Below are 19,455 nucleotides of genomic sequence, written 5' to 3' on the forward strand. Positions count from 1 at the left end.
GATCCGGAGACCATACAGATGAACATCCATGAGTATCAGGGCAAGGCACTGCTGAAGTCGTTCGGCGCGCCGGTGGCCGAAGGCGTGCCGGTGTTCAAGGCGAGCGAAGCGGAAGCCGCCGCCAAGGCGCTGCCGGGCCCGCTCTATGTGGTGAAGAGCCAGATCCATGCCGGCGGCCGCGGCAAGGGCAAATTCACCGAGCTCGGCCCGGACGCCAAGGGCGGCGTGCGGCTGGCGAAATCGGTGGCCGATGTCGTCGCCAACGCCAACGAGATGCTGGGCAACACTCTGGTGACCAAGCAGACCGGCCCGGCCGGCAAGCAGGTCAACCGCCTCTATATCGAAGACGGCGCCGACATCGAACGCGAGCTCTATCTGTCGATCCTGGTCGACCGTTCGGTCGGCCGCATTGCCTTCGTCGTCTCGACCGAGGGCGGCATGGACATCGAGGCGGTCGCGCATGACACGCCGGAAAAGATCATCACCGTCGCCATCGACCCGGAAAAAGGTGTCACTTCAGCCGACCTGAAGGCGCTCAACGGCGCGCTCAAGCTCGACGGCGATGCGGCCAAGGACGGCGATACGCTGTTCCCGATCCTCTACAAGGCCTTCGTCGAGAAGGACATGAGCCTGCTCGAGGTCAATCCGCTGATCGTCATGAAGAACGGCCGGCTGCGCGTGCTCGACGCAAAAGTGTCGTTCGACAACAACGCGCTGTTCCGTCACCCCGACGTGCTCGAACTGCGCGACACCACCGAAGAGGACGAGAAGGAAATCGAGGCGTCGAAATACGACCTCGCCTATGTCGCGCTCGACGGCAATATCGGCTGCATGGTCAACGGCGCCGGCCTTGCCATGGCGACGATGGACATCATCAAGCTCTATGGCGCCGAACCCGCCAACTTCCTCGATGTCGGCGGCGGTGCGTCCAAGGAAAAAGTGACGGCGGCGTTCAAGATCATCACCAGGGATCCGGCGGTCAAGGGCATCCTGATCAACATCTTCGGCGGCATCATGAAGTGCGACATCATTGCCGAGGGCGTCATTGCCGCGGTCAAGGAAGTCGGCCTGGAAGTGCCGCTGGTGGTGCGCCTGGAAGGCACCAATGCCGAGCTGGGCAAGAAGATCATCAACGACAGCGGCCTGAACGTGGTGTCGGCCGACGATCTCGACGATGCAGCCAAGAAGATCGTGGCGGCGGTGAAGGGCTGATCTGGTGCCTCCGCATAAGATAAACCTGGTCGAGGCTGCGGATCAAAAGATCAAGAAGGTCTTCGATCCGCATATCGCCGGCGACGTCAACGACAGCCAGGCGAAGGTCGCCAAGTTCGGCGAGGTCTTCGATTGGCACGCGCATGACAATGAGGACGAAGCCTTCCTCGTGCTGCGTGGGCGTATTGCCATCGATTTCCGCGACGGCCCGGTCGAACTCGGCGAGGGCGATTTCATCGTCGTGCCGCGCGGCGTCGAACACCGGCCGCGCTCGCTCACCGTTGAGCCCGTGGTGCTGATGTTCGAGCCGGCAACGACGCTCAACACCGGCAACGCCAAGAGCGACCTCACTGTCGCCGACTTGAAGCGGCTCTGACCATGTTTTCCTCGATCAACGGTTTTTAGAAAAGGGCTCCCATGTCCATCCTCGTCGACAAGAACACCAAGGTGCTGGTGCAGGGCCTGACCGGCAAGACCGGCACGTTCCACACCGAACAGGCGCTGGCCTATCACGGCACGAAAATGGTCGGCGGCATCCATCCCAAGAAGGGTGGCGAGACGTGGACCGGCGCGAAGGGCGAAAGCCTGCCGATCTTCGCCACCGTCGCCGAGGGCAAGGAAAAGACCGGTGCCAATGCGTCCGTCGTCTATGTGCCGCCGGCAGGCGCCGCCGAAGCCATCCTCGAAGCGATCGAGGCCGAGATCCCGCTGATCATCTGCATCACCGAAGGCATACCGGTGATGGACATGATCAGGGTCAAGGCCAGGCTCGACCGTTCGACCTCGCGGCTGATCGGCCCGAACTGCCCGGGCGTGCTGACGCCCAACGAATGCAAGATCGGCATCATGCCCGGAAACATCTTCCGCAAGGGCTCGGTCGGCGTTGTTTCGCGGTCGGGAACGCTTACCTATGAGGCAGTGTTCCAGACCACCAATGTCGGCCTCGGCCAGACCACCGCCGTCGGTATCGGCGGCGACCCCGTCAAAGGCACCGAGTTCATCGACATGCTCGAGATGTTCCTCGCCGACGAGGAGACCAAGTCGATCATCATGATCGGCGAGATCGGCGGTTCGGCCGAGGAAGACGCCGCGCAGTTCCTCAAGGACGAAGCCAAGCGTGGCCGCAAGAAGCCGATGGCCGGCTTCATCGCCGGGCGCACGGCGCCGGCCGGCCGCACCATGGGCCACGCCGGCGCGGTCATCTCCGGCGGCAAGGGCGGCGCCGAAGACAAGATCGCGGCGATGGAATCGGCCGGGATAAAAGTTTCGCCGTCGCCGGCAAGGCTGGGCACGACCTTGGTCGAAGCGATCAAAGGGTAAGGGAATAGGGGAGTAAGGGAGTAGGGCAGTAGGGAAAATAGCAGCGGCAAAAAGCCCTGCTCCCCTATTCCCTTATTCCCCTACTCCCCTCCAAAAACAGGAGACGGAGCCGGGCTCCGCGGACAAAAATGGCAAGACAAGATCAGGCCAACGACCAATTTTCTCTCACCTCTTTCCTCTATGGCGGCAATGCCGATTACATCGACGCGCTTTACGCCGCCTATGAGGACGATCCAGCCTCGGTCAATCCCGAATGGCAGGAGTTCTTCGCCGGGCTGAAAGACGATTCCGGCGATGTGCGCAGGAACGCCAAGGGCGCCTCCTGGGCCAAGCCCTCCTGGCCGCTGCAGGCCAATGGCGAACTGGTGTCGGCGCTCGACGGCAATTGGGGCATCGTCGAGAAGACGATCGAAAAGAAGGTCAAGGACAAGGCGGTCACCAACGGTGTCGTCCTGTCCGACGCCGACGTGCACCAGGCGACGCGCGATTCGGTGCGCGCCATCATGATGATCCGCGCCTACCGCATGCGCGGCCATCTGCACGCCAATCTCGATCCGCTCGGCATCGCCAAGCCGCTCGAGGACTACAACGAGCTGTCGCCGGAAAACTACGGCTTCACCGAAGCCGATTACGACCGGCCGATCTTCCTCGACAATGTGCTGGGGCTTGAATTCGGCAGCATCCGGCAGATGCTGGAAATCCTGACCCGCACCTATTGCTCCACGCTCGGCGTCGAGTTCATGCATATTTCCGACCCTGAGGAAAAGGCCTGGATCCAGGCGCGCATCGAGGGTGCCGACAAGGAGATCACCTTCACCGCCGCCGGCAAGAAGGCGATCCTGCAGAAGCTGGTCGAGGCTGAAGGCTTCGAGCAGTTCATCGACGTCAAGTACAAGGGCACCAAGCGCTTCGGCCTCGATGGCAGTGAGGCGCTGATCCCGGCGCTGGAGCAGATCGTCAAGCGCGGCGGCCAGCTCGGCATGAAGGAAATCGTGCTCGGCATGGCGCATCGCGGCCGGCTGAACGTGCTCTCCCAGGTGATGGCCAAGCCGCACCGCGCCATCTTCCACGAGTTCAAGGGCGGCTCTGCGGCACCCGATGAGGTCGAAGGCTCGGGCGACGTCAAGTACCATCTAGGCGCCTCGTCGGACCGCGAATTCGACGGCAACAAGGTGCATCTGTCCTTGACCGCCAACCCCTCGCATCTGGAAATCGTCGATCCGGTGGTGATGGGCAAGGCGCGCGCCAAGCAGGATTATCTGTTCGGCCGCAGCCGCGAGGAAATCGTGCCGCTGGAAGAGCGCGCCAAGGTGCTGCCGCTCTTGCTGCATGGCGATGCCGCCTTCGCCGGTCAGGGCGTGATCGCCGAGATCCTCGGCCTGTCCGGCCTGCGCGGCCACCGCGTCGCCGGCACGCTGCATTTCATCATCAACAACCAGATTGGTTTCACCACCAACCCGCGCTTTTCGCGCTCCTCGCCCTATCCGTCCGACGTCGCCAAGATGATCGAAGCACCGATCTTCCACGTCAATGGCGACGACCCGGAAGCCGTGGTGCACGCCACCAAGGTGGCGATCGAGTTTCGCATGAAGTTCTTCAAGCCTGTTGTGGTCGATATGTTCTGCTATCGCCGCTTCGGCCACAATGAGGGCGACGAACCGGCCTTCACCCAGCCGATCATGTACCGCAACATCCGCAACCACAAGACGACGGTGCAGATCTATGGCGACCGGCTGATCGCCGAGGGTCACCTCACCCAGGCCGAGCTCGACCAGTTGAAAGCCGACTGGCGGGCGCATCTGGAATCCGAATGGGAAGTCGGCCAGCACTACAAGCCCAACAAGGCTGACTGGCTCGACGGCGCCTGGTCGGGCCTGCGCACTGCCGACAACCAGGACGAACAGCGGCGCGGCAAGACCGCCGTGCCGGTCAAGACACTGAAGGAAATCGGCAGGAAGCTGACCGAGGTGCCGAAGGACTTCGAGGCGCACAAGACGATCATCCGCTTCCTCGAAAACCGCCGCCAGGCGATCGAGTCCGGCGAAGGCATCGACTGGTCGACGGCCGAGGCGCTGGCCTTCGGCGCCATCCTGCTCGACGGCAATCCGATCCGCCTGTCGGGGCAGGATTCCGAACGCGGCACCTTCTCGCAGCGCCATTCCGTGCTCTACGACCAGCGCGACGAGACCCGCTACATCCCGCTCAACAATCTGTCGGCGGCTCAGGCCGGCTATGAAGTCATCAACTCGATGCTGTCGGAAGAGGCGGTTCTGGGCTTCGAATACGGCTATAGCCTGGCCGAGCCCAAGGCGCTGACCTTGTGGGAAGCGCAGTTCGGCGACTTCGCCAACGGCGCCCAGGTGGTGTTCGACCAGTTCATCTCGTCAGGCGAACGCAAGTGGCTCAGAATGTCGGGCCTCGTCTGCCTGTTGCCGCATGGCTATGAAGGCCAGGGTCCGGAACATTCCTCGGCCCGGCTCGAACGCTTCCTGCAGCTTTGCGCCGAAGACAACATGCAAGTCGCCAACTGCACCACGCCGGCCAACTACTTCCACATATTGCGCCGGCAGCTGAAGCGCGACTTCCGCAAGCCGCTGATTCTGATGACGCCGAAGTCGCTGCTGCGCCACAAGCGGGCGGTGTCGACGCTGCCGGAAATTTCGGGCGAAAGCTCGTTCCACCGGTTGCTGTGGGACGATGCGCAGCTGCTTTCCGGACAAGCGATCAAGCTGGTCAAGGATTCCAAGATCCGCCGCGTCGTGCTGTGTTCGGGCAAGGTCTATTACGACCTCTATGAGGAGCGCGAGAAGCGCGGCATCAACGACATCTATCTGCTGCGCGTCGAGCAGCTTTACCCGTTCCCGGCCAAGGCGCTGATCACCGAACTGTCGCGGTTCCGCAATGCCGAGATGGTGTGGTGCCAGGAGGAGCCCAAGAACATGGGCGCCTGGTCGTTCATCGACCCGTATCTGGAATGGGTGCTGGCGCATATCGACGCCAAGCATCAGCGGGTGCGCTACACCGGCCGTCCGGCCGCCGCCTCGCCGGCGACCGGACTGATGTCGAAGCATCTCGCCCAGCTCGCCGCCTTGCTCGAAGACGCGCTTGGTGAATAGAGAAGATCTGGGCGAACAACAGAACCGAAAGAAAACGGACAGGCACAATGGCTACCGAAATCCGCGTTCCCACTCTCGGCGAATCCGTCACTGAAGCGACCGTCGGCAAATGGTTCAAGAAGGTTGGCGATACAATCGCCGCCGATGAACCGCTGGTCGAGCTCGAGACCGACAAGGTGACGGTGGAGGTGCCTGCCGCCGCCGCCGGCACGCTGGGTGAGATCACCGTCAAGGAAGGCGAGACGGTCGGTGTCGGCGCGCTGCTGGGGTCGATTTCGGCAGGCGGCGCGGCTCCCGCCACGAAGCCGCAAGCGGTGTCGCAGGCCTCGTCGCCGGATGCGGCATCGACCGGCAAGCAGGCCGCGGCCGAGACCGCCAAGATCGCCGGCGATGCCGGCCCGGTCGAGCCGCGCACCATGCCACCGGCACCGGCCGCGGCGAAACTGATCGCCGAAAGCAATCTCTCGGTCGACCAGATCTCCGGTTCGGGAAAGCGCGGCCAGGTGCTGAAAGGTGACGTGCTCGACGCCATCTCCAAGGGCGCGCCGTCGCAGCCGGCCGAGACGCCGAAAGCAGCACCGGCACCGGTTGCCGTGCGGGCGCCGTCCTCGGGCGACGATGCATCGCGCGAGGAGCGCGTGCGCATGACCAAATTGCGCCAGACCATCGCGCGCCGCCTCAAGGAAGCGCAGTCGACCGCAGCCATGCTGACCACCTTCAACGAGGTCGACATGTCAGCGGTGATGGCGCTGCGCACCAAATACAAGGATGTGTTCGAGAAGAAGCACGGCGTGAAGCTCGGCTTCATGGGCTTCTTCACCAAGGCCGTCACGCACGCGTTGAAGGAAATCCCCTCGGTCAATGCCGAGATCGACGGCACCGATATCATCTTCAAGAACTATGCCCATATCGGCGTCGCCGTCGGCACTGAAAAGGGCCTCGTCGTGCCGGTGGTGCGCGATGCCGACCAGATGTCGATCGCCGAGATCGAGAAGGACATCGGCCGGCTGGGTATCGCCGCGCGCGACGGCAAGCTGTCGGTCGCCGACATGCAGGGCGGCACGTTTACGATTTCGAACGGCGGCGTTTACGGGTCGCTGATGTCGACCCCGATCCTCAACGCGCCGCAGTCGGGCATTCTCGGCATGCACAAGATCCAGGACCGGCCTGTCGTGGTCGGCGGCCAGATCGTCATCCGGCCGATGATGTACCTGGCGCTCAGCTACGATCACCGCATCGTCGACGGCAAGGAAGCGGTGACGTTCCTGGTGCGCGTCAAGGAAAGCTTGGAGGATCCGGAACGGCTGGTGCTTGATCTCTGAGGTCTGGTGCTGATCCGGCTGTTGGAATGTGTGCCGGAGGAAGGGATCTGCGCGGCAGAATGACGACCCGTTCCCTTAGCCTTTCCAAGGTGCTTTCGATCGCATCGATCGCGGCCGGCATGATGCTGGCCGCTGCCGGCGCCCACGCCGCCTGTCCGATCGAGCTCGCTGTCTATGGCGACGCCCAGAGCGGCAGCGAGATCGATTTCACGCCGACCGGCACCTCGGCGACCGTCACCAACAGCTTCCGCATGATCCTCGACAACAATGTGGTGCTGAACGGCATCGTCATGTGGAATGAAGGCGTATCGCGGCCGAACGGTGCGCTGATGCACAAATGCCCCGAGGGCGACGTCACCGGCGAGGAGCTTGCCGCCTGCACGCCCTGGCATGGCGTCATCTACACGGCGGATGAAAAGGGCAACATCGGACTGCTGCCGGCTGAAGGCGTCGAAGCGCCGAAGACGCTGATCCTGCCGGACCTCGGGCCGGCGTTGCGCCAATCCAGCGCCTATGGCGGCAGCGGATTTTCGAAAGTGCCGTGGGATGTGTTTGCCTTGAAGGGATGCCAGGAATGAGCGGGACGCAAAAGGTGCTGCTGGTCACCGGCGGCAGCCGCGGCATCGGCGCCGCGATCTGCCGGCTCGGATCGAAGGCCGGCTACCGGGTCGCGGTCAACTACGCTTCGAACCAGGAGGCCGCCAAGGCGCTGGTCGCCGAGATCGAGGCCGCCGGCGGCGAGGCTTTCGCGGTCAAGGGCGATGTCGGCAAGGAGTCCGATATCGTAGCCATGTTCGAGGCCGTCGACCGCGCCTATGGACGGCTCGATGCCTTCGTCAACAATGCCGGCATCGTCGACGTCAAGGCGCGCGTCGACGAGATGGATGTTTCGCGGCTGGAGCGCATGATGCGCATCAATGTCGTCGGCTCGTTCCTCTGCGCCCGCGAGGCGGTGAAGCGCATGTCGACCCGTCATGGCGGGTCGGGCGGATCCATCGTCAACATCTCGTCGGCCGCGGCGACATTGGGCTCGCCGGGCGAATATGTCGATTATGCCGCCTCCAAGGGCGCCATCGACACCTTCACCGTCGGGCTCGCCCGTGAGGTGGCGCTAGAAGGCATCCGCGTCAATGCGGTGCGGCCGGGCATCATCGACACGGACATCCACGCCTCCGGCGGGCAGCCGGACCGGGTGGAGCGGTTCCGCGATCTGCTGCCGATGAAAAGAGCCGGTACAGTGGATGAAGTCGCGGGCGCGGTTCTCTATCTTCTCTCCGACGCCGCGTCCTATACGACGGGCGCGATCCTGAATGTAAGCGGCGGCCGCTGAGCGCTCTCAAGCAGATCGAGCATGATGTTATCCGAAAACCGCGTCACACTTTTCGGCATCATGCTCAAAACAGAAGGACAGTATCATGGCTTATGACGTCGTTATCATCGGATCGGGACCCGGCGGCTATGTCTGCGCCATCAAGGCGGCGCAGCTCGGGCTCAGGGTTGCGGTGGTCGAGAAGAACGCGACCTTCGGCGGCACCTGCCTGAACATCGGCTGCATCCCGTCCAAGGCGCTGCTCCATGCCTCCGAGATGTTCGCCGAGGCCGGCCACTCCTTCGACACGCTCGGCGTCGAGATATCGGCGCCGAAATTGAACCTGAAGAAGATGATGGCGCACAAGGATGCGACGGTGTCGTCGAACGTCAACGGCGTCGCCTTCCTGTTCAAGAAGAACAAGATCGACAGTTTCCGCGGCACCGGCAAGGTGCTCGCCGCCGGCAAGGTGTCGGTCACCTCCGAGGACGGCAAGGTCGAGGAGATCGAGACCAAGAACATCGTCATCGCCACCGGCTCGGATGTCGCCGGCATTCCCGGCGTCAAGGTCGACATCGACGAGAAGGTGATCGTGTCGTCGACCGGCGCGCTGTCGCTGGATAAGGTTCCCGGCCATCTGGTGGTGGTCGGCGGCGGTGTCATCGGGCTCGAGCTCGGCTCGGTGTGGGCGCGGCTCGGCGCCAAGGTCACCGTGGTCGAATTCCTCGACACCATCCTGGGCGGCATGGACGGCGAGGTCTCCAAGCAATTCCAGCGGTTGCTGGGCAAACAGGGCTTCGAGTTCAAGCTCGGTGCCAAGGTCACCGGCGTCGCCAAGGCCAAGAAGGGTGCGACCGTCACCTTCGAGCCGGTCAAGGGCGGCGCCGCCGAGACCATCGAGGCCGATGCCGTGCTGATCGCCACCGGCCGCCGCGCCTATGCCGACAGCCTCGGGCTCAGGGAAGCCGGCGTCGAGGTCGACGAGCGCGGCCGGGTCAAGACCGATGGCCATCTCAAGACCAATATCCCGGGCATCTATGCCATCGGCGATGTCATCGCCGGGCCGATGCTGGCGCACAAGGCCGAGGATGAGGGCGTGGCGGTAGCGGAAACCATTGCCGGCCAGGCCGGCCACGTGAACTATGACGTCATTCCGAGCGTCGTCTACACCAGCCCGGAAATCGCCTCGGTCGGCAAGACCGAGGAAGAATTGAAGAAGGCCGGCATCGACTACAAGGTCGGAAAATTCCCGTTCACCGCCAATGGCCGGGCGCGCGCCATGCTGCACACGGACGGTTTTGTGAAGATCCTCGCCGACAGGCAAAGCGACCGCGTGCTCGGCGTGCATATCGTCGGCTTCGGCGCCGGCGAGATGATCCACGAGGCGGCGGTGCTGATGGAGTTCGGCGGTTCGTCGGAGGATCTCGCCCGCACCTGCCATGCGCACCCGACGATGTCGGAGGCGATCAAGGAGGCGGCGCTGGCGACGTTCTTCAAGCCGATCCACATCTAAGGCCCTTTCATAAACTCTACTCCGGCGGCCATCTGGCGAGGTTTTCTCCGCTTTCACAGCGCCGCGCGTCCCTCCTGGACGCTCAAAGGATGCTGTGACCCTTTTTGATTGGCGCATGATCCTCTCCGAAAATCGGACTGATCTTCGGGGTCATGCGCTGCTCACGGACCCAATGTCCGCTGCGCTCCGGTTCTCGAAAACCACACCAGCTGACTCACCGGAGCGAGTTTCTGGAAAGGCCTTTCTGGCGGCCCCTACAAAACAAAACGGCCCGCTTTTCAGCGGACCGTTCGTAACTGATATCGAGCCAATCACTGGGCCGGTGCAGGTGCCGGCGCAGGGGCTGGTGCCGGCGCAGGAGCCGGTGCGGGCGCGGGTGCCGGGGCAGGCGCCGGTTCTGCAGGTGCCGGAGCAGGCGCGGGCGCAGGTTCAGCCGGCTTCATCGGTTCCGCCGGTGCAGGCGCTGGGGCCGGTGTGCTGGCCGCCGGCGGCTCGGCGGGTGCCGGGTGCTCACCACTTCTTCCGAAAACATAATACGCGACAACCGCCAGAATAACGACGACCAGGGCAATCAGCCAACCGCTACCACCGCCGCCGCCACTTGGCCTTGGTGCGTTGGTGGACGAATTGAACGGGTCGTTTGGATTCGGTGTGTTCGCCATAAAAGTGTCCTCCGTGGATGAAAAATATCAATCAACACCATACAACGCGCAATCATTGAACTGGTTTCACGCTAGGGTTGGAAAACGCCAAAAACAAGGACAATCCTGCCCTTCCGCAGCCGGAGTGGCGTCGTTTCGCCACGCAGCGCGCCAAGTTTGCGTCTGTTAAGGTCGAATCAGAGGGTTTTGCCGTGACGAATCCGTCAGCTCAGCTTGTCCCGAATCACTGCGATGCTCTCGCCAGAGCCCAGTTCGCAGACCGCTATGTGCTGGTCACTGAAGGCCTTTCCTTAACCGCATTCGGCGCGGCCGAACGCGCTCTGGGGCGAACGCCGCCCTGGGTCGGCAGGCTCATGGCGCTGCGCAATCTTGCCGTCAGGCCGTTCCGGCTGAAGACGGGCTTGGAAACTGCGGTGTTGCCGTCGGGCCGGATCGGGATATTTCCGCTCATCAGCCAGTTTCCCGGCAAGGTTGTGCTTGGCCTCGACGACCGGCATCTCGATTTCCGTGTCCTGGTCGAAGTCAGGGATCTTGGCAGCGGCCGGCAAGAGGTGGCCGCGACGACGATCGTCAAGACGCACAATTGGCTCGGGCGCGCCTATCTCGCGATCATCATGCCGTTTCACCGGATCGTCGTTCCGGCGATGCTGGCCCAGATCCTGGCGAAGTAAGCTGAAGTCACTAAAGTCCGACAGGCGTGACGGTGTAACCGGCCTTGCGGAAATCCTCGACCAGGCCTTCGGGGCCGGGGAGGTGGAGGGCGCCGACCGCCATGAAGACGTTGCCTTTGGCAAGGATCGGTTCGGCATGCTCGACCATCACCTTGTTGCGGCTGGTGATCATGGTTTCCTCGAACGCCGCGTAGCCCGCGGGGTCGTCCTGTTGGTCCGGCATCGCGGCACGAAACAGCGGCCAGAACATGCCGGTGTCGCCACGCTGGTAGAGCACGATCATGGTTTCGTTGATGTCGTTGACCTTGTCGCCGAGCTTCAGCGTGTCGACGAGGCCCTTCATGTGAAACGCCAGCGGCAGCGAGGCCATGGCGCGCAGTTGGCCTTCAGCCGTCTCCAATCCTTCCACCGGCTTGCCGGAAGCCTTCGCGCCTTCCGCCAGCCTGACATCGAGCACCGGGGCGCCGCCTGACTGACGGGCCAGCTCGCAGGCCGGCAGTGCCATCATGGCCGAGAGCATCCACGGCTTCATCTTGGCAACCGTTGCCGGCGGAATGCCGCGTGCGTCGAGCGCGGTGTTCATGGCCGCCGCATCGTCGGGCGACAGTAGCGACGCCAGCGTCGTCGAATCCGTGAACATCATCAGGTCCGGCTCCTTGAGCATCGCTACCATCATCTTCTGCTTGTCGAGCACGTCGGTGGTTTCGATGACGATGGTGCCGGCGGCGTCATAGGCTTTCTGCGCTTCGGGAGGCAGCGTGGTGACGCGCGGGTCGGTCATATGCATGGTGCCGAACAGGAAGGACGGCTTCTCGCCGGGCTTTTCCAGCTTCCACAACAGGCCCTTGCCGTTCGGCGTCGCGGCGGCTTCCGCTTCGATCTTGCGGTAGGTCGCCGGATCGTTCTTCTGCAGGGCCGACAGCATGTCGGCACCGGTGCAGGTCGGGACTTCGGCATGCGCCTTGCCGGCCGCGAACAGCAGCACGGCGAGGAACGACAGGAAGAACAGAACATTGAGCGCGACGAGCAGCTTCAGCGACACGGAAGCAGCACGGTCGGCGATGGCTATGACGCGTTTCATGAGCCTCTTCTAGAACTGAAAAGCGGCAAAACGGTTAACCTGTGCTGAGAAATTGTCTTGGACTGGCTATCGCCCTCAACTGACGTCGATGGGGCTCATGCTTCAACGATTAGCGGAAACGCCCATTTCTTCGTCATCCCAGGGTCTCCGCGACGGAGCTTCGCTCCTGCTTCGCCCAGGGACGACGACGTTGGGGAGGCTTTCGGCCAAATGGTGAACGTTACTGGCGTTCACGCCCTGGGATGCGCCTGCTCATAAATCTCGAGCAGCCTCGCGGTGTCGACGCCGGTGTAGATTTGTGTCGTCGACAGGCTGGCGTGGCCGAGCAGTTCCTGGATGGTGCGCAAATCACCGCCGCGGCCGAGCAGATGCGTGGCGAAGGAATGGCGCAGCGCATGCGGCGTCGCGGTATCGGGCAGGTTGAGCGCCGAGCGCAGCTTGGCCATGTCGCGCTGGACGATGGCCGGGTTGAGCGGGCCGCCGCGGGCGCCGCGAAACAACAGGCCCTTGGGGTCGAGATGGTAGGGGCAGAGCCGGCGATATTCGGCGATTGCCCTGAGCGCCACCGGCAGCACCGGCACCAGGCGCGTCTTGCCGCCCTTGCCGGCAACGCGCAGCACCGTGTCGGCCGCCGACGCCAGATCGGCGCCGGCCAGGCCGAGCGCCTCGGAAATGCGCAGGCCAGAGCCGTAGAGCAGCGTCAGCACGGCGGCGTTGCGGGCTGCGATCCAGGGTTCCTCCGCCAGTTGGCCTTCGATGGAAACGATATGCTTGGCATCGCTCGCCGTCAGCGGCTTGGGCAGCGATTTGGGCTGGCGCGGCGCGCGCAGTGCCGCCGCACCGGCCGCATTGGCGAGGCCGCGCCGCTCGAGGAAACGCAGCAGCGAGCGGATGCCGGCGAGACCCCGGCCCAGCGTGCGGGCGCCGGCGCCGGCATTGCGGCGGGCGGCAAGGAAGCCGCGCAAATCCGCCGGGCGCAGATCGGCGATGTCCGAAATGCCGGGCGAGCCGCCGCAATGGCCGGTGAGGAAATGCAGGAACTGACGCGTGTCGCGCTCATAGGCTTCCACCGTCTCGGGCGACAGCCGACGTTCTCGCGCCAGGATCTTCAGCCAGCTTTCGCGTGCCGCCTGGAGATCGGGTTTGGCCGGGATGAGGAATTCCTGCATGGCGGCATTTTCCGATATTCGGGTTAGGAAGCGGTGAATAGCCCGTCATTGAAATGACAGCCGCGTGGGGCTAGAGCAGGCCAAAGGATATTTCGCCATGAGCAAGCTCCAGAACCCTGTCCAGATGGCCGTGATCGGCGCCGCCCATGGCATCAAGGGCGAATTGCGGGTGAAGACCTTCACCGGCGAGCCGCTGGCGCTGGCCGATTACGGGCCGCTCTACGCCAGGGACGGGCGCGCCTTCCAGATCGTCGACATCAGGCCCGCCAACACCGTCGTCGTGGTCCGTTTCAAGGGCATTGCCGACCGCAATGCGGCCGAGGCGCTGGCCGGCACGGAGCTGTTCGTCGACCGTTCGATGCTGCCGGACGATGGCGAGGAAGACGAATTCTACCATGCCGACCTCGTCGGCCTCGAAGTCCGCGACGACACGGGTGCCGTGCTTGGCAAGGTGGTCGCGGTGCACAATTTCGGCGGCGGCGACATTCTCGACGTGACGCTGGGCGGGCGCAAGGGCGTGCTGATCCCGTTCACACAGGCTGCCGTACCGCAAGTGTCGATCGCCGAAGGTTTCGTCCGCGTCGATCCGGCGGCGGCCGGGCTGGTCGATGACGAGGATGGCGGTGGTCCGCGTGAGGAAGACTTCGATCCGAAGGGCAGGCCGCGCGGACCGAGCGATGCCGGGGGCAACCGGTGAGTTTTTCCGCTTCGGTGCTGACGCTTTACCCCGAGATGTTTCCCGGCGCGCTCGGCCTGTCGTTGGCCGGCCGGGCGCTCGAGGCCGGGACGTGGTCGCTGGAGACGATCCAGATCCGTGACTTCGCCACCGACCGCCACCGCACCGTCGACGACACGCCCGCCGGCGGCGGCGCCGGCATGGTGATGCGCGCCGACGTGCTGGCGAAAGCCATCGACTATGCTTCGCCGGAAGGCGATGCGCGGCCTCGGCTGCTGATGAGCCCGCGCGGCAAGCCGCTGACCCAGGCGCGTGTGCGCGAGCTGGCCGCTGGGCCGGGCGCCGTCATCCTGTGCGGCCGCTTCGAAGGCGTCGACCAGCGGGTGATCGACGCGCGGGAATTGGAGGAAGTCTCGATCGGCGATTTCATTCTCTCGGGTGGTGAGCCGGCCGCCCTTGTGCTGCTCGACGCGGTGGTGCGGCTGCTGCCCGGGGTCATGGGCAACGCGATGTCGGGCGAGGAAGAGAGTTTTGAAAACGGCCTGCTCGAACATCCGCACTATACGCGGCCGCAGGAGTTCGAAGGCCGTGACATTCCCGAGGTCCTGATTTCCGGCAATCACAAGAAGATCGCCGCCTGGCGGCGGGCGGAGTCAGAAAGACTGACAGCCGAGAGGCGTCCGGACCTGCTTGCCGCTGCTCAGCCCTTGGCAAAATAATAGAAGGCCAAAAACAGGCCGACGGCGACGACGAAGCCGCGCACCGCGTTTTGCGGCACCCGCTTGGCGATCCAGACGCCGGCATAGCCGCCGAGCGCGCCGCCCGGGATCATGATGATCGCCTGCGGCCAGGCGACGACGCCGCCCGAGACGAAGACGACGATCGCGACAGCGGCGATGACCATGGCCAGCATGTTCTTCAACGCGTTCAGCCGGTGATAGTCGCCGGCCTGGGTGAGGCCGAGCGTCGCCAGCATCATCACGCCCATGCCGGCGCCGAAGAAGCCGCCATAGATGGCGGTGAGAAATTGTGCGAGCGAGCCGGCGAGCGAGCCCACCGCCGCTTCATGGCCGGGCTTTGGCACTGGTTTCAGCCAGGGGCCGGCGGCGAACAGGGCCGTCGCGGCTAGCAGCAGCCACGGCACCAGAGCGCGAAACGAGGGATTGTCGAGCGCCAAAAGGATCAGAGCGCCGGCCAGTGCACCCACGGCCGAGATCAGGCACAGCAGCAGCGCGCCGCGCCAGAAGTGCCTGATATCGGCCGAGTAGGCGAGGGTCGAGGTGATGTAGCCTGGAAATTGCGTCACCGAGGAGGTGGCGTTGGCAACAATCGGCGGCAGGCCGACCAACGTCATGGCGCCGAAGGTGATGAAGGTGCCGCCACCGGCGACCGCATTGGCGGCGCCTGACAGAAAGCCCGCTAGAAACAGCAGGATGGCATCGAAGACAGACATGAATTGCGGCCGCTCAAAACTGTGTTATTTCAGGCTTTAGAAAGCCTGAACGACCGGCGCAACCCGGCACGGCAGGATTACGATGGTGCCATGCGAGCAGAAAATGCGCGCCCAAGGCGTGACAAAGCGGCGAAATAGCTGTATGTGCCCGCCCGTACCGGCCAGAAAGAATCTGCCGGACCCGTCAACAATGACGGTGTAGTCGCCCCTGCCTGATGTTTCAAAGACAAATGTCTTGGAGACAAAAGGCATAGCCAAGCGGTCAATGGAACTGCAAGGCGAGTGTCGGACGCTCTGACTGTCGGAAGAACAAGAAGTGGACTTTTGAGATGGATATTCTCCGTCAGCTCGAGGCCGAACAGGCCGCCAAGATCGAAGCCAAGCGCAAGCTTCCCGAATTCCAGCCCGGCGACACCGTGCGCGTCCAGGTCCGCGTGACCGAAGGCACCCGCACCCGCGTTCAGGCCTATGAGGGCGTCGTCATCGCCCGCGCCGGCGCCGGCTTCCAGGAGAACTTCACGGTTCGCAAGATTTCCTACGGCGAAGGCGTCGAGCGCGTGTTCCCGGTCTACTCGCCGATGGTTGAAGGCGTCGAGATCGTTCGCCGCGGCAAGGTGCGTCGCGCCAAGCTCTACTACCTGCGCGATCGTCGCGGCAAATCGGCCCGTATTTCGGAAAACACCGGCGTGCGCGCCCGCAAGCTGAACGATGAGGAGCGCGATGCGCTAAACGCCGAGAAGGCCCGCATCGAAGCCGAGAAGGTGGCAGCAGCCGAGGCCCTGGCCGTCGAGAAGGCCGCCCAGGACGCCGCCGAGAAGAAGGCCGCCGCCGAGGCCGAAGCAGCAGCCAAGGCCGCCGCAGAAGCGACCCCTGCCGAATAAGATTTTCGGAACTCATTCAAAAAGGCGGCTTCGGCCGCCTTTTTTCGTTTCACCAGACTGTGAACGCTTTCAGCGCCAGACACAGGATCCGGCTGTTGACGGCGTGTTACTTTGTGCACTAAATAATCGCGCACAAAGTAATTGGAGATTTGATATGGCACTCTACACCACACAGGCTCACGTCACCGGCGGCCGCGCCGGCCATGGCGAGACCAGCGACGGTCTGCTCAAGGTCGATCTGGCAATGCCCAAGGAACTCGGCGGGCCGGGGGGCGCCACCAATCCCGAGCAACTGTTCGCTATCGGCTATGCCGCCTGCTTCGAAAGCGCCATCCGCTTTGTCGCGCGCAAACAGAAGCTGTCGCTGACGGATGCCGGGGTAACCTCCACCGTCAGCCTGCTTCCCGATGGCGAAGGCTTTAAGCTCGGCGTCGCGCTCGCGGCGGAAACGAAAGGCCTTGATCAGGCGGCGGCGGAAGCGCTTGTATCGGAGGCGCACAAGATCTGCCCCTATTCCAACGCCATCAGGGGCAATGTCGACGTAGCGCTTTCGGTAAAGGCGGCATGACGGAAAAGACGACAAAGAGCACCAGGGACGTCCCGGCGGAGGCCACCGGGACGTTTCACGTTCCGCGGCTCGACCAACAGCTCTGCTTCGCGCTCTATTCGGCAAGCGGGCTGATGACGAAGCTCTACCGCCCGCTGCTCGATCCGCTTGGTCTGACCTATCCGCAATATCTGGCCATGTTGGCGCTTTGGGAACGGGCTCCAAGCACGGTCGGCGAGCTTGGCGAAGCGCTCGGGCTGGATTCGGCGACGCTGACGCCGCTGCTCAAGCGGCTGGAGGCCGGTGGCCTGGTCACACGCCGGCGCGACCTGGCCGACGAGCGCCGGGTTCTGGTCGAGCCGACAGCGAAGGGACAAGCGTTGCGTGAGCAGGCCAAAAGCGTGCCGGCGGCGATGCTTTGCAACCTGCCGCTGGATGCCGACGAGTTGAAATCCCTGCACCGCACGCTGACGCGGTTCGTCTCCGGCTTGCGCAAGGCGGATGCCGGCATCGTGAAGCGGAGCTGATCGCTGCCGCGACACCGTTCATTCCTGAATCCCGGAAATGAAGGCATCGGAATCCCTTTTCGCGCGCGCTGACGCAGCGGACCGTCTTGCATGACGCTTGCGGAAAGCTAAAGTCGGCGCCGGATTTTCCTACAAGCCCGGCCGTGCCCGGGTCCGTCAATTTCCGGGGAGTGTGTCATGACCAAATCGAAACTGCTGCTGGCAGGCCTGCTTGCCCTCGTCCTGGTACCCGTTGCCGCCTTTGCGCAGGTGCTGCCCGACCTCGGCGGCAAGAAGGTGGTGGTGGTCACCGAAAACGCCTACCCGCCGCTGCAGTTCATCGATGCCAAGACCGGCAAGCAGATCGGCTGGGAATATGATGCGATGAACGAGATCGCCAAGCGGCTGAATTTCGCCGTCGAGTACCAGAACACATCCTGGGACGCGATGATCCAGGCGGTTTCCGACAACCAGTACAACATCGGCATGACCGGCATCACCATCAAGGACGACCGCAAGGAGAAGGTCGATTTCTCCGACCCCTATATGCGCTCGGAACAGTTCATGCTGGTGCGCGGCGATGAAAGCCGTTTCACCGACGCCAAGACCTTCGGCGCCTTCAAGGATGGGCTGATCGGCGCGCAGGCCGGTACCACGCCCTTCTACACCGCCGTCTACAGCGTGCTCGACGGCAATGAGCAGAACCCGCGCATCAAGCTGTTCGAGACCTTCGGCGCCACGGTGCAGGCACTGAAATCCGGCGACGTTGACGTCGTCTTGACCGACGGCACCGCCGGCAAGGGCTATGTCGCCGCCTCCGACGGCAAGCTGAAGCTGATCGGCGGCCCGCTCGGCACCGAGGATTTCGGCTTCATCTTCCCGAAGGGTTCCGACCTGGTGAAGCCGGTCAATGCGGCGATTGCGGCGTTGAAGGCGGACGGGACGTTCGATGCGCTGAACAAGAAGTGGTTTCTTGATTACAAGATGGGGCAGTGATTTCGCGCCGACTTCGCGCTTGAACGCCCCCCTCTGCCCTGCCGGGCATCTCCCCCTCAAGGGGGGAGATTGGCTGTTTTTTCCGCTTTCGCCAATCACCAAAGTTGTAAAAAGAGTGCCGTCGACGAAGCTGCCAATCTCCCCTCTTGAGGGGGAGATGGCCGGCAGGCCAGAGGGGGGTGCCTTGGCGCAATCCTTTTGATGCCTCCCGCCTCTTCCTCCAAAGCCGACTTCCCCTGGTGGCTCGTCGTGGCCGTGACCATCGCGATCGCGGTGGCCGTCTTCGTCGCCACCAGCAATCTCTATGCCCAGGTGTTCGCCACGGTCGCCAAGGGTATCGGCGTCACCATCTTCGTCACCGTGATCGCCTTCGTGCTGGCGTCGGCCATCGGTCTCGGCATCGCGCTGATGGGAATGTCGGGTTCGCGCTGGCTGCGCCAGATCGCGCGCTTCTATGTCGAGATCATCCGCGGCGTGCCGATCCTGGTGCTGTTGTTCTGGATCGCCTTTGCCGGCGCGCCGGCCTTCGTCGCGGCCTGGAACGCGCTGACCGCGCCGCTGCAAAGCGCCGGCCTGTTCGGCGAGCTTTTGGTGCGCGACGTGTCGCTGTTGTGGCGCGCCATCATGGCGCTGACCATCGGCTATTCGGCTTTCATCTCGGAGGTTTTCCGGGCCGGCATCCAGGCGGTGGAGAAGGGCCAGATCGAGGCGGCGAAGGCGCTCGGGCTGACCCGCGCGCAGCGTTTCCGGCTGATCGTGTTCCCACAGGCGATCCGCACCATCCTGCCGCCGCTCGGCAATGATTTCGTCGCACTGGTCAAGGATTCCTCGCTGGTCTCGGTGCTCGGCGTTGCCGACATCACGCAGATGGGCAAGGTCTACGCCGCCGGCTCGTTCCGTTTCTTCGAGACCTATTCGATAACAGCCTACATCTATCTCATCCTGACCGTCGGCCTGTCGCTGGCGCTCAGGGCGCTGGAACGGCGGCTGCGCCGCCAGCACGAGGAATAGTCTTTCGGCC

Annotated in this window: 19 protein-coding genes and 1 pseudogene; 17 read left to right on the forward strand and 3 right to left on the reverse strand. The window is 63.6% G+C overall.

All coding sequences use genetic code 11. The features are described from left to right. The first annotated feature begins 18 nt into the window (after nt 1-18). The 10 genes and pseudogenes from sucC to M729_RS0125685 all read left to right on the forward strand — a co-directional run bounded on the left by sucC (nt 19) and on the right by M729_RS0125685 (nt 11,125). Nucleotides 19-1,212 (forward strand): ADP-forming succinate--CoA ligase subunit beta, encoded by a 1,194-nt coding sequence (gene sucC / locus M729_RS0125645; protein WP_024504973.1) that lies wholly within the window; start codon nt 19-21, stop codon nt 1,210-1,212. Nucleotides 1,213-1,216: 4 nt separating this feature from the next. Beyond that, nucleotides 1,217-1,588, forward strand: coding sequence for a cupin domain-containing protein (locus M729_RS0125650; RefSeq protein WP_013528848.1), 372 nt, complete (start codon nt 1,217-1,219; stop codon nt 1,586-1,588). A 41-nt stretch (nt 1,589-1,629) separates the two neighbouring features. Then, nucleotides 1,630-2,532: a succinate--CoA ligase subunit alpha gene (sucD, locus tag M729_RS0125655; RefSeq protein WP_013528849.1), complete on the forward strand. Its 903-nt coding sequence runs from the start codon at nt 1,630-1,632 to the stop codon at nt 2,530-2,532. A 128-nt stretch (nt 2,533-2,660) separates the two neighbouring features. Next, nucleotides 2,661-5,648 (forward strand): 2-oxoglutarate dehydrogenase E1 component, encoded by a 2,988-nt coding sequence (locus M729_RS0125660; protein WP_027163286.1) that lies wholly within the window; start codon nt 2,661-2,663, stop codon nt 5,646-5,648. A 47-nt stretch (nt 5,649-5,695) separates the two neighbouring features. Beyond that, nucleotides 5,696-6,970, forward strand: a complete 1,275-nt coding sequence (gene odhB, locus M729_RS0125665; protein WP_013528851.1) for a 2-oxoglutarate dehydrogenase complex dihydrolipoyllysine-residue succinyltransferase — start codon at nt 5,696-5,698, stop codon at nt 6,968-6,970. Between the two features lie 59 nt (nt 6,971-7,029). After that, nucleotides 7,030-7,548, forward strand: coding sequence for a hypothetical protein (locus M729_RS0125670; protein WP_027163287.1), 519 nt, complete (start codon nt 7,030-7,032; stop codon nt 7,546-7,548). Further along, nucleotides 7,545-8,300: an SDR family oxidoreductase gene (locus tag M729_RS0125675; protein WP_013528853.1), complete on the forward strand. Its 756-nt coding sequence runs from the start codon at nt 7,545-7,547 to the stop codon at nt 8,298-8,300. Before M729_RS0125670 ends, M729_RS0125675 begins: the two co-directional genes overlap by 4 nt. Before the next feature lie 76 nt (nt 8,301-8,376). Then, nucleotides 8,377-9,792: pseudogene (gene lpdA / locus M729_RS0125680) on the forward strand (dihydrolipoyl dehydrogenase); the annotation flags it as partial. A 94-nt stretch (nt 9,793-9,886) separates the two neighbouring features. After that, complete coding sequence (locus tag M729_RS1000000138960; protein WP_210163522.1) at nt 9,887-10,348, forward strand: hypothetical protein; 462 nt, start codon at nt 9,887-9,889, stop codon at nt 10,346-10,348. Between the two features lie 297 nt (nt 10,349-10,645). Continuing rightward, a complete protein-coding gene (locus M729_RS0125685; protein WP_027163289.1) occupies nt 10,646-11,125 on the forward strand; it encodes a DUF2867 domain-containing protein in 480 nt (159 codons plus the stop codon). A gap of 10 nt (nt 11,126-11,135) precedes the next feature. Here M729_RS0125685 and M729_RS0125690 read toward each other — a convergent pair whose 3' ends face one another. Together M729_RS0125690 and M729_RS0125695 are read right to left on the reverse strand one after the other, a co-directional pair. Further along, nucleotides 11,136-12,206 carry a TraB/GumN family protein gene (locus M729_RS0125690; protein WP_027163290.1) on the reverse strand — a complete coding sequence of 357 codons (1,071 nt, stop codon included), beginning with the start codon at nt 12,204-12,206 and terminating at the stop codon, nt 11,136-11,138. A 230-nt stretch (nt 12,207-12,436) separates the two neighbouring features. Then, the gene (locus M729_RS0125695) at nt 12,437-13,375 is read right to left on the reverse strand and encodes a tyrosine recombinase XerC (RefSeq protein ID WP_027163291.1); all 939 of its coding nucleotides are present in this window, start codon (nt 13,373-13,375) and stop codon (nt 12,437-12,439) included. Between the two features lie 97 nt (nt 13,376-13,472). On the opposite strand from M729_RS0125695, the gene rimM reads away from it, so the two are divergent. Further along, nucleotides 13,473-14,072: a ribosome maturation factor RimM gene (rimM, locus tag M729_RS0125700; protein WP_013528858.1), complete on the forward strand. Its 600-nt coding sequence runs from the start codon at nt 13,473-13,475 to the stop codon at nt 14,070-14,072. Next, entirely contained in the window at nt 14,069-14,770 is a 702-nt protein-coding gene (gene trmD / locus M729_RS0125705) for a tRNA (guanosine(37)-N1)-methyltransferase TrmD (protein WP_027163292.1), read from the forward strand. Before rimM ends, trmD begins: the two co-directional genes overlap by 4 nt. Here the strand turns inward: trmD and M729_RS0125710 are convergent. Further along, nucleotides 14,752-15,504: a sulfite exporter TauE/SafE family protein gene (locus tag M729_RS0125710; RefSeq protein WP_027163293.1), complete on the reverse strand. Its 753-nt coding sequence runs from the start codon at nt 15,502-15,504 to the stop codon at nt 14,752-14,754. The two genes, trmD and M729_RS0125710, sit on opposite strands and share 19 nt — an antisense overlap. Before the next feature lie 329 nt (nt 15,505-15,833). Between M729_RS0125710 and rplS the strand changes: the two genes are divergently transcribed. The 5 genes from rplS to M729_RS0125735 all read left to right on the forward strand — a co-directional run bounded on the left by rplS (nt 15,834) and on the right by M729_RS0125735 (nt 19,445). Continuing rightward, nucleotides 15,834-16,385, forward strand: coding sequence for a 50S ribosomal protein L19 (gene rplS, locus M729_RS0125715; RefSeq protein WP_013528861.1), 552 nt, complete (start codon nt 15,834-15,836; stop codon nt 16,383-16,385). Between the two features lie 154 nt (nt 16,386-16,539). Continuing rightward, a complete protein-coding gene (locus tag M729_RS0125720; protein ID WP_013528862.1) occupies nt 16,540-16,953 on the forward strand; it encodes an organic hydroperoxide resistance protein in 414 nt (137 codons plus the stop codon). Then, nucleotides 16,950-17,459, forward strand: coding sequence for a MarR family transcriptional regulator (locus M729_RS0125725; RefSeq protein ID WP_024504983.1), 510 nt, complete (start codon nt 16,950-16,952; stop codon nt 17,457-17,459). The genes M729_RS0125720 and M729_RS0125725 overlap by 4 nt, the downstream gene beginning before the upstream one ends. Before the next feature lie 177 nt (nt 17,460-17,636). Next, nucleotides 17,637-18,434, forward strand: coding sequence for a transporter substrate-binding domain-containing protein (locus M729_RS0125730; RefSeq protein ID WP_027163294.1), 798 nt, complete (start codon nt 17,637-17,639; stop codon nt 18,432-18,434). A 201-nt stretch (nt 18,435-18,635) separates the two neighbouring features. Continuing rightward, nucleotides 18,636-19,445, forward strand: a complete 810-nt coding sequence (locus M729_RS0125735; protein ID WP_027163295.1) for an amino acid ABC transporter permease — start codon at nt 18,636-18,638, stop codon at nt 19,443-19,445. The last annotated feature ends 10 nt before the right edge of the window (nt 19,446-19,455 follow it).

It is taken from the genome of Mesorhizobium sp. WSM1293, assembly GCF_000513875.1.
Taxonomy (GTDB): domain Bacteria; phylum Pseudomonadota; class Alphaproteobacteria; order Rhizobiales; family Rhizobiaceae; genus Mesorhizobium; species Mesorhizobium ciceri.

Bases quoted from the DNA above. Each gene is read 5' to 3' on its own strand.
- sucC (WP_024504973.1), top strand. From the start codon at position 19: ATGAACATCCATGAGTATCAGGGCAAGGCACTGCTGAAGTCGTTCGGC.
- sucD (WP_013528849.1), top strand. From the start codon at position 1,630: ATGTCCATCCTCGTCGACAAGAACACCAAGGTGCTGGTGCAGGGCCTG.
- M729_RS0125660 (WP_027163286.1), top strand. From the start codon at position 2,661: ATGGCAAGACAAGATCAGGCCAACGACCAATTTTCTCTCACCTCTTTC.
- odhB (WP_013528851.1), top strand. From the start codon at position 5,696: ATGGCTACCGAAATCCGCGTTCCCACTCTCGGCGAATCCGTCACTGAA.
- M729_RS0125670 (WP_027163287.1), top strand. From the start codon at position 7,030: ATGACGACCCGTTCCCTTAGCCTTTCCAAGGTGCTTTCGATCGCATCG.
- M729_RS0125675 (WP_013528853.1), top strand. From the start codon at position 7,545: ATGAGCGGGACGCAAAAGGTGCTGCTGGTCACCGGCGGCAGCCGCGGC.
- M729_RS0125690 (WP_027163290.1), bottom strand. From the start codon at position 12,206: ATGAAACGCGTCATAGCCATCGCCGACCGTGCTGCTTCCGTGTCGCTG.
- M729_RS0125695 (WP_027163291.1), bottom strand. From the start codon at position 13,375: ATGCAGGAATTCCTCATCCCGGCCAAACCCGATCTCCAGGCGGCACGC.
- rimM (WP_013528858.1), top strand. From the start codon at position 13,473: ATGAGCAAGCTCCAGAACCCTGTCCAGATGGCCGTGATCGGCGCCGCC.
- M729_RS0125710 (WP_027163293.1), bottom strand. From the start codon at position 15,504: ATGTCTGTCTTCGATGCCATCCTGCTGTTTCTAGCGGGCTTTCTGTCA.
- rplS (WP_013528861.1), top strand. From the start codon at position 15,834: ATGGATATTCTCCGTCAGCTCGAGGCCGAACAGGCCGCCAAGATCGAA.
- M729_RS0125720 (WP_013528862.1), top strand. From the start codon at position 16,540: ATGGCACTCTACACCACACAGGCTCACGTCACCGGCGGCCGCGCCGGC.
- M729_RS0125725 (WP_024504983.1), top strand. From the start codon at position 16,950: ATGACGGAAAAGACGACAAAGAGCACCAGGGACGTCCCGGCGGAGGCC.
- M729_RS0125730 (WP_027163294.1), top strand. From the start codon at position 17,637: ATGACCAAATCGAAACTGCTGCTGGCAGGCCTGCTTGCCCTCGTCCTG.
- M729_RS0125735 (WP_027163295.1), top strand. From the start codon at position 18,636: ATGCCTCCCGCCTCTTCCTCCAAAGCCGACTTCCCCTGGTGGCTCGTC.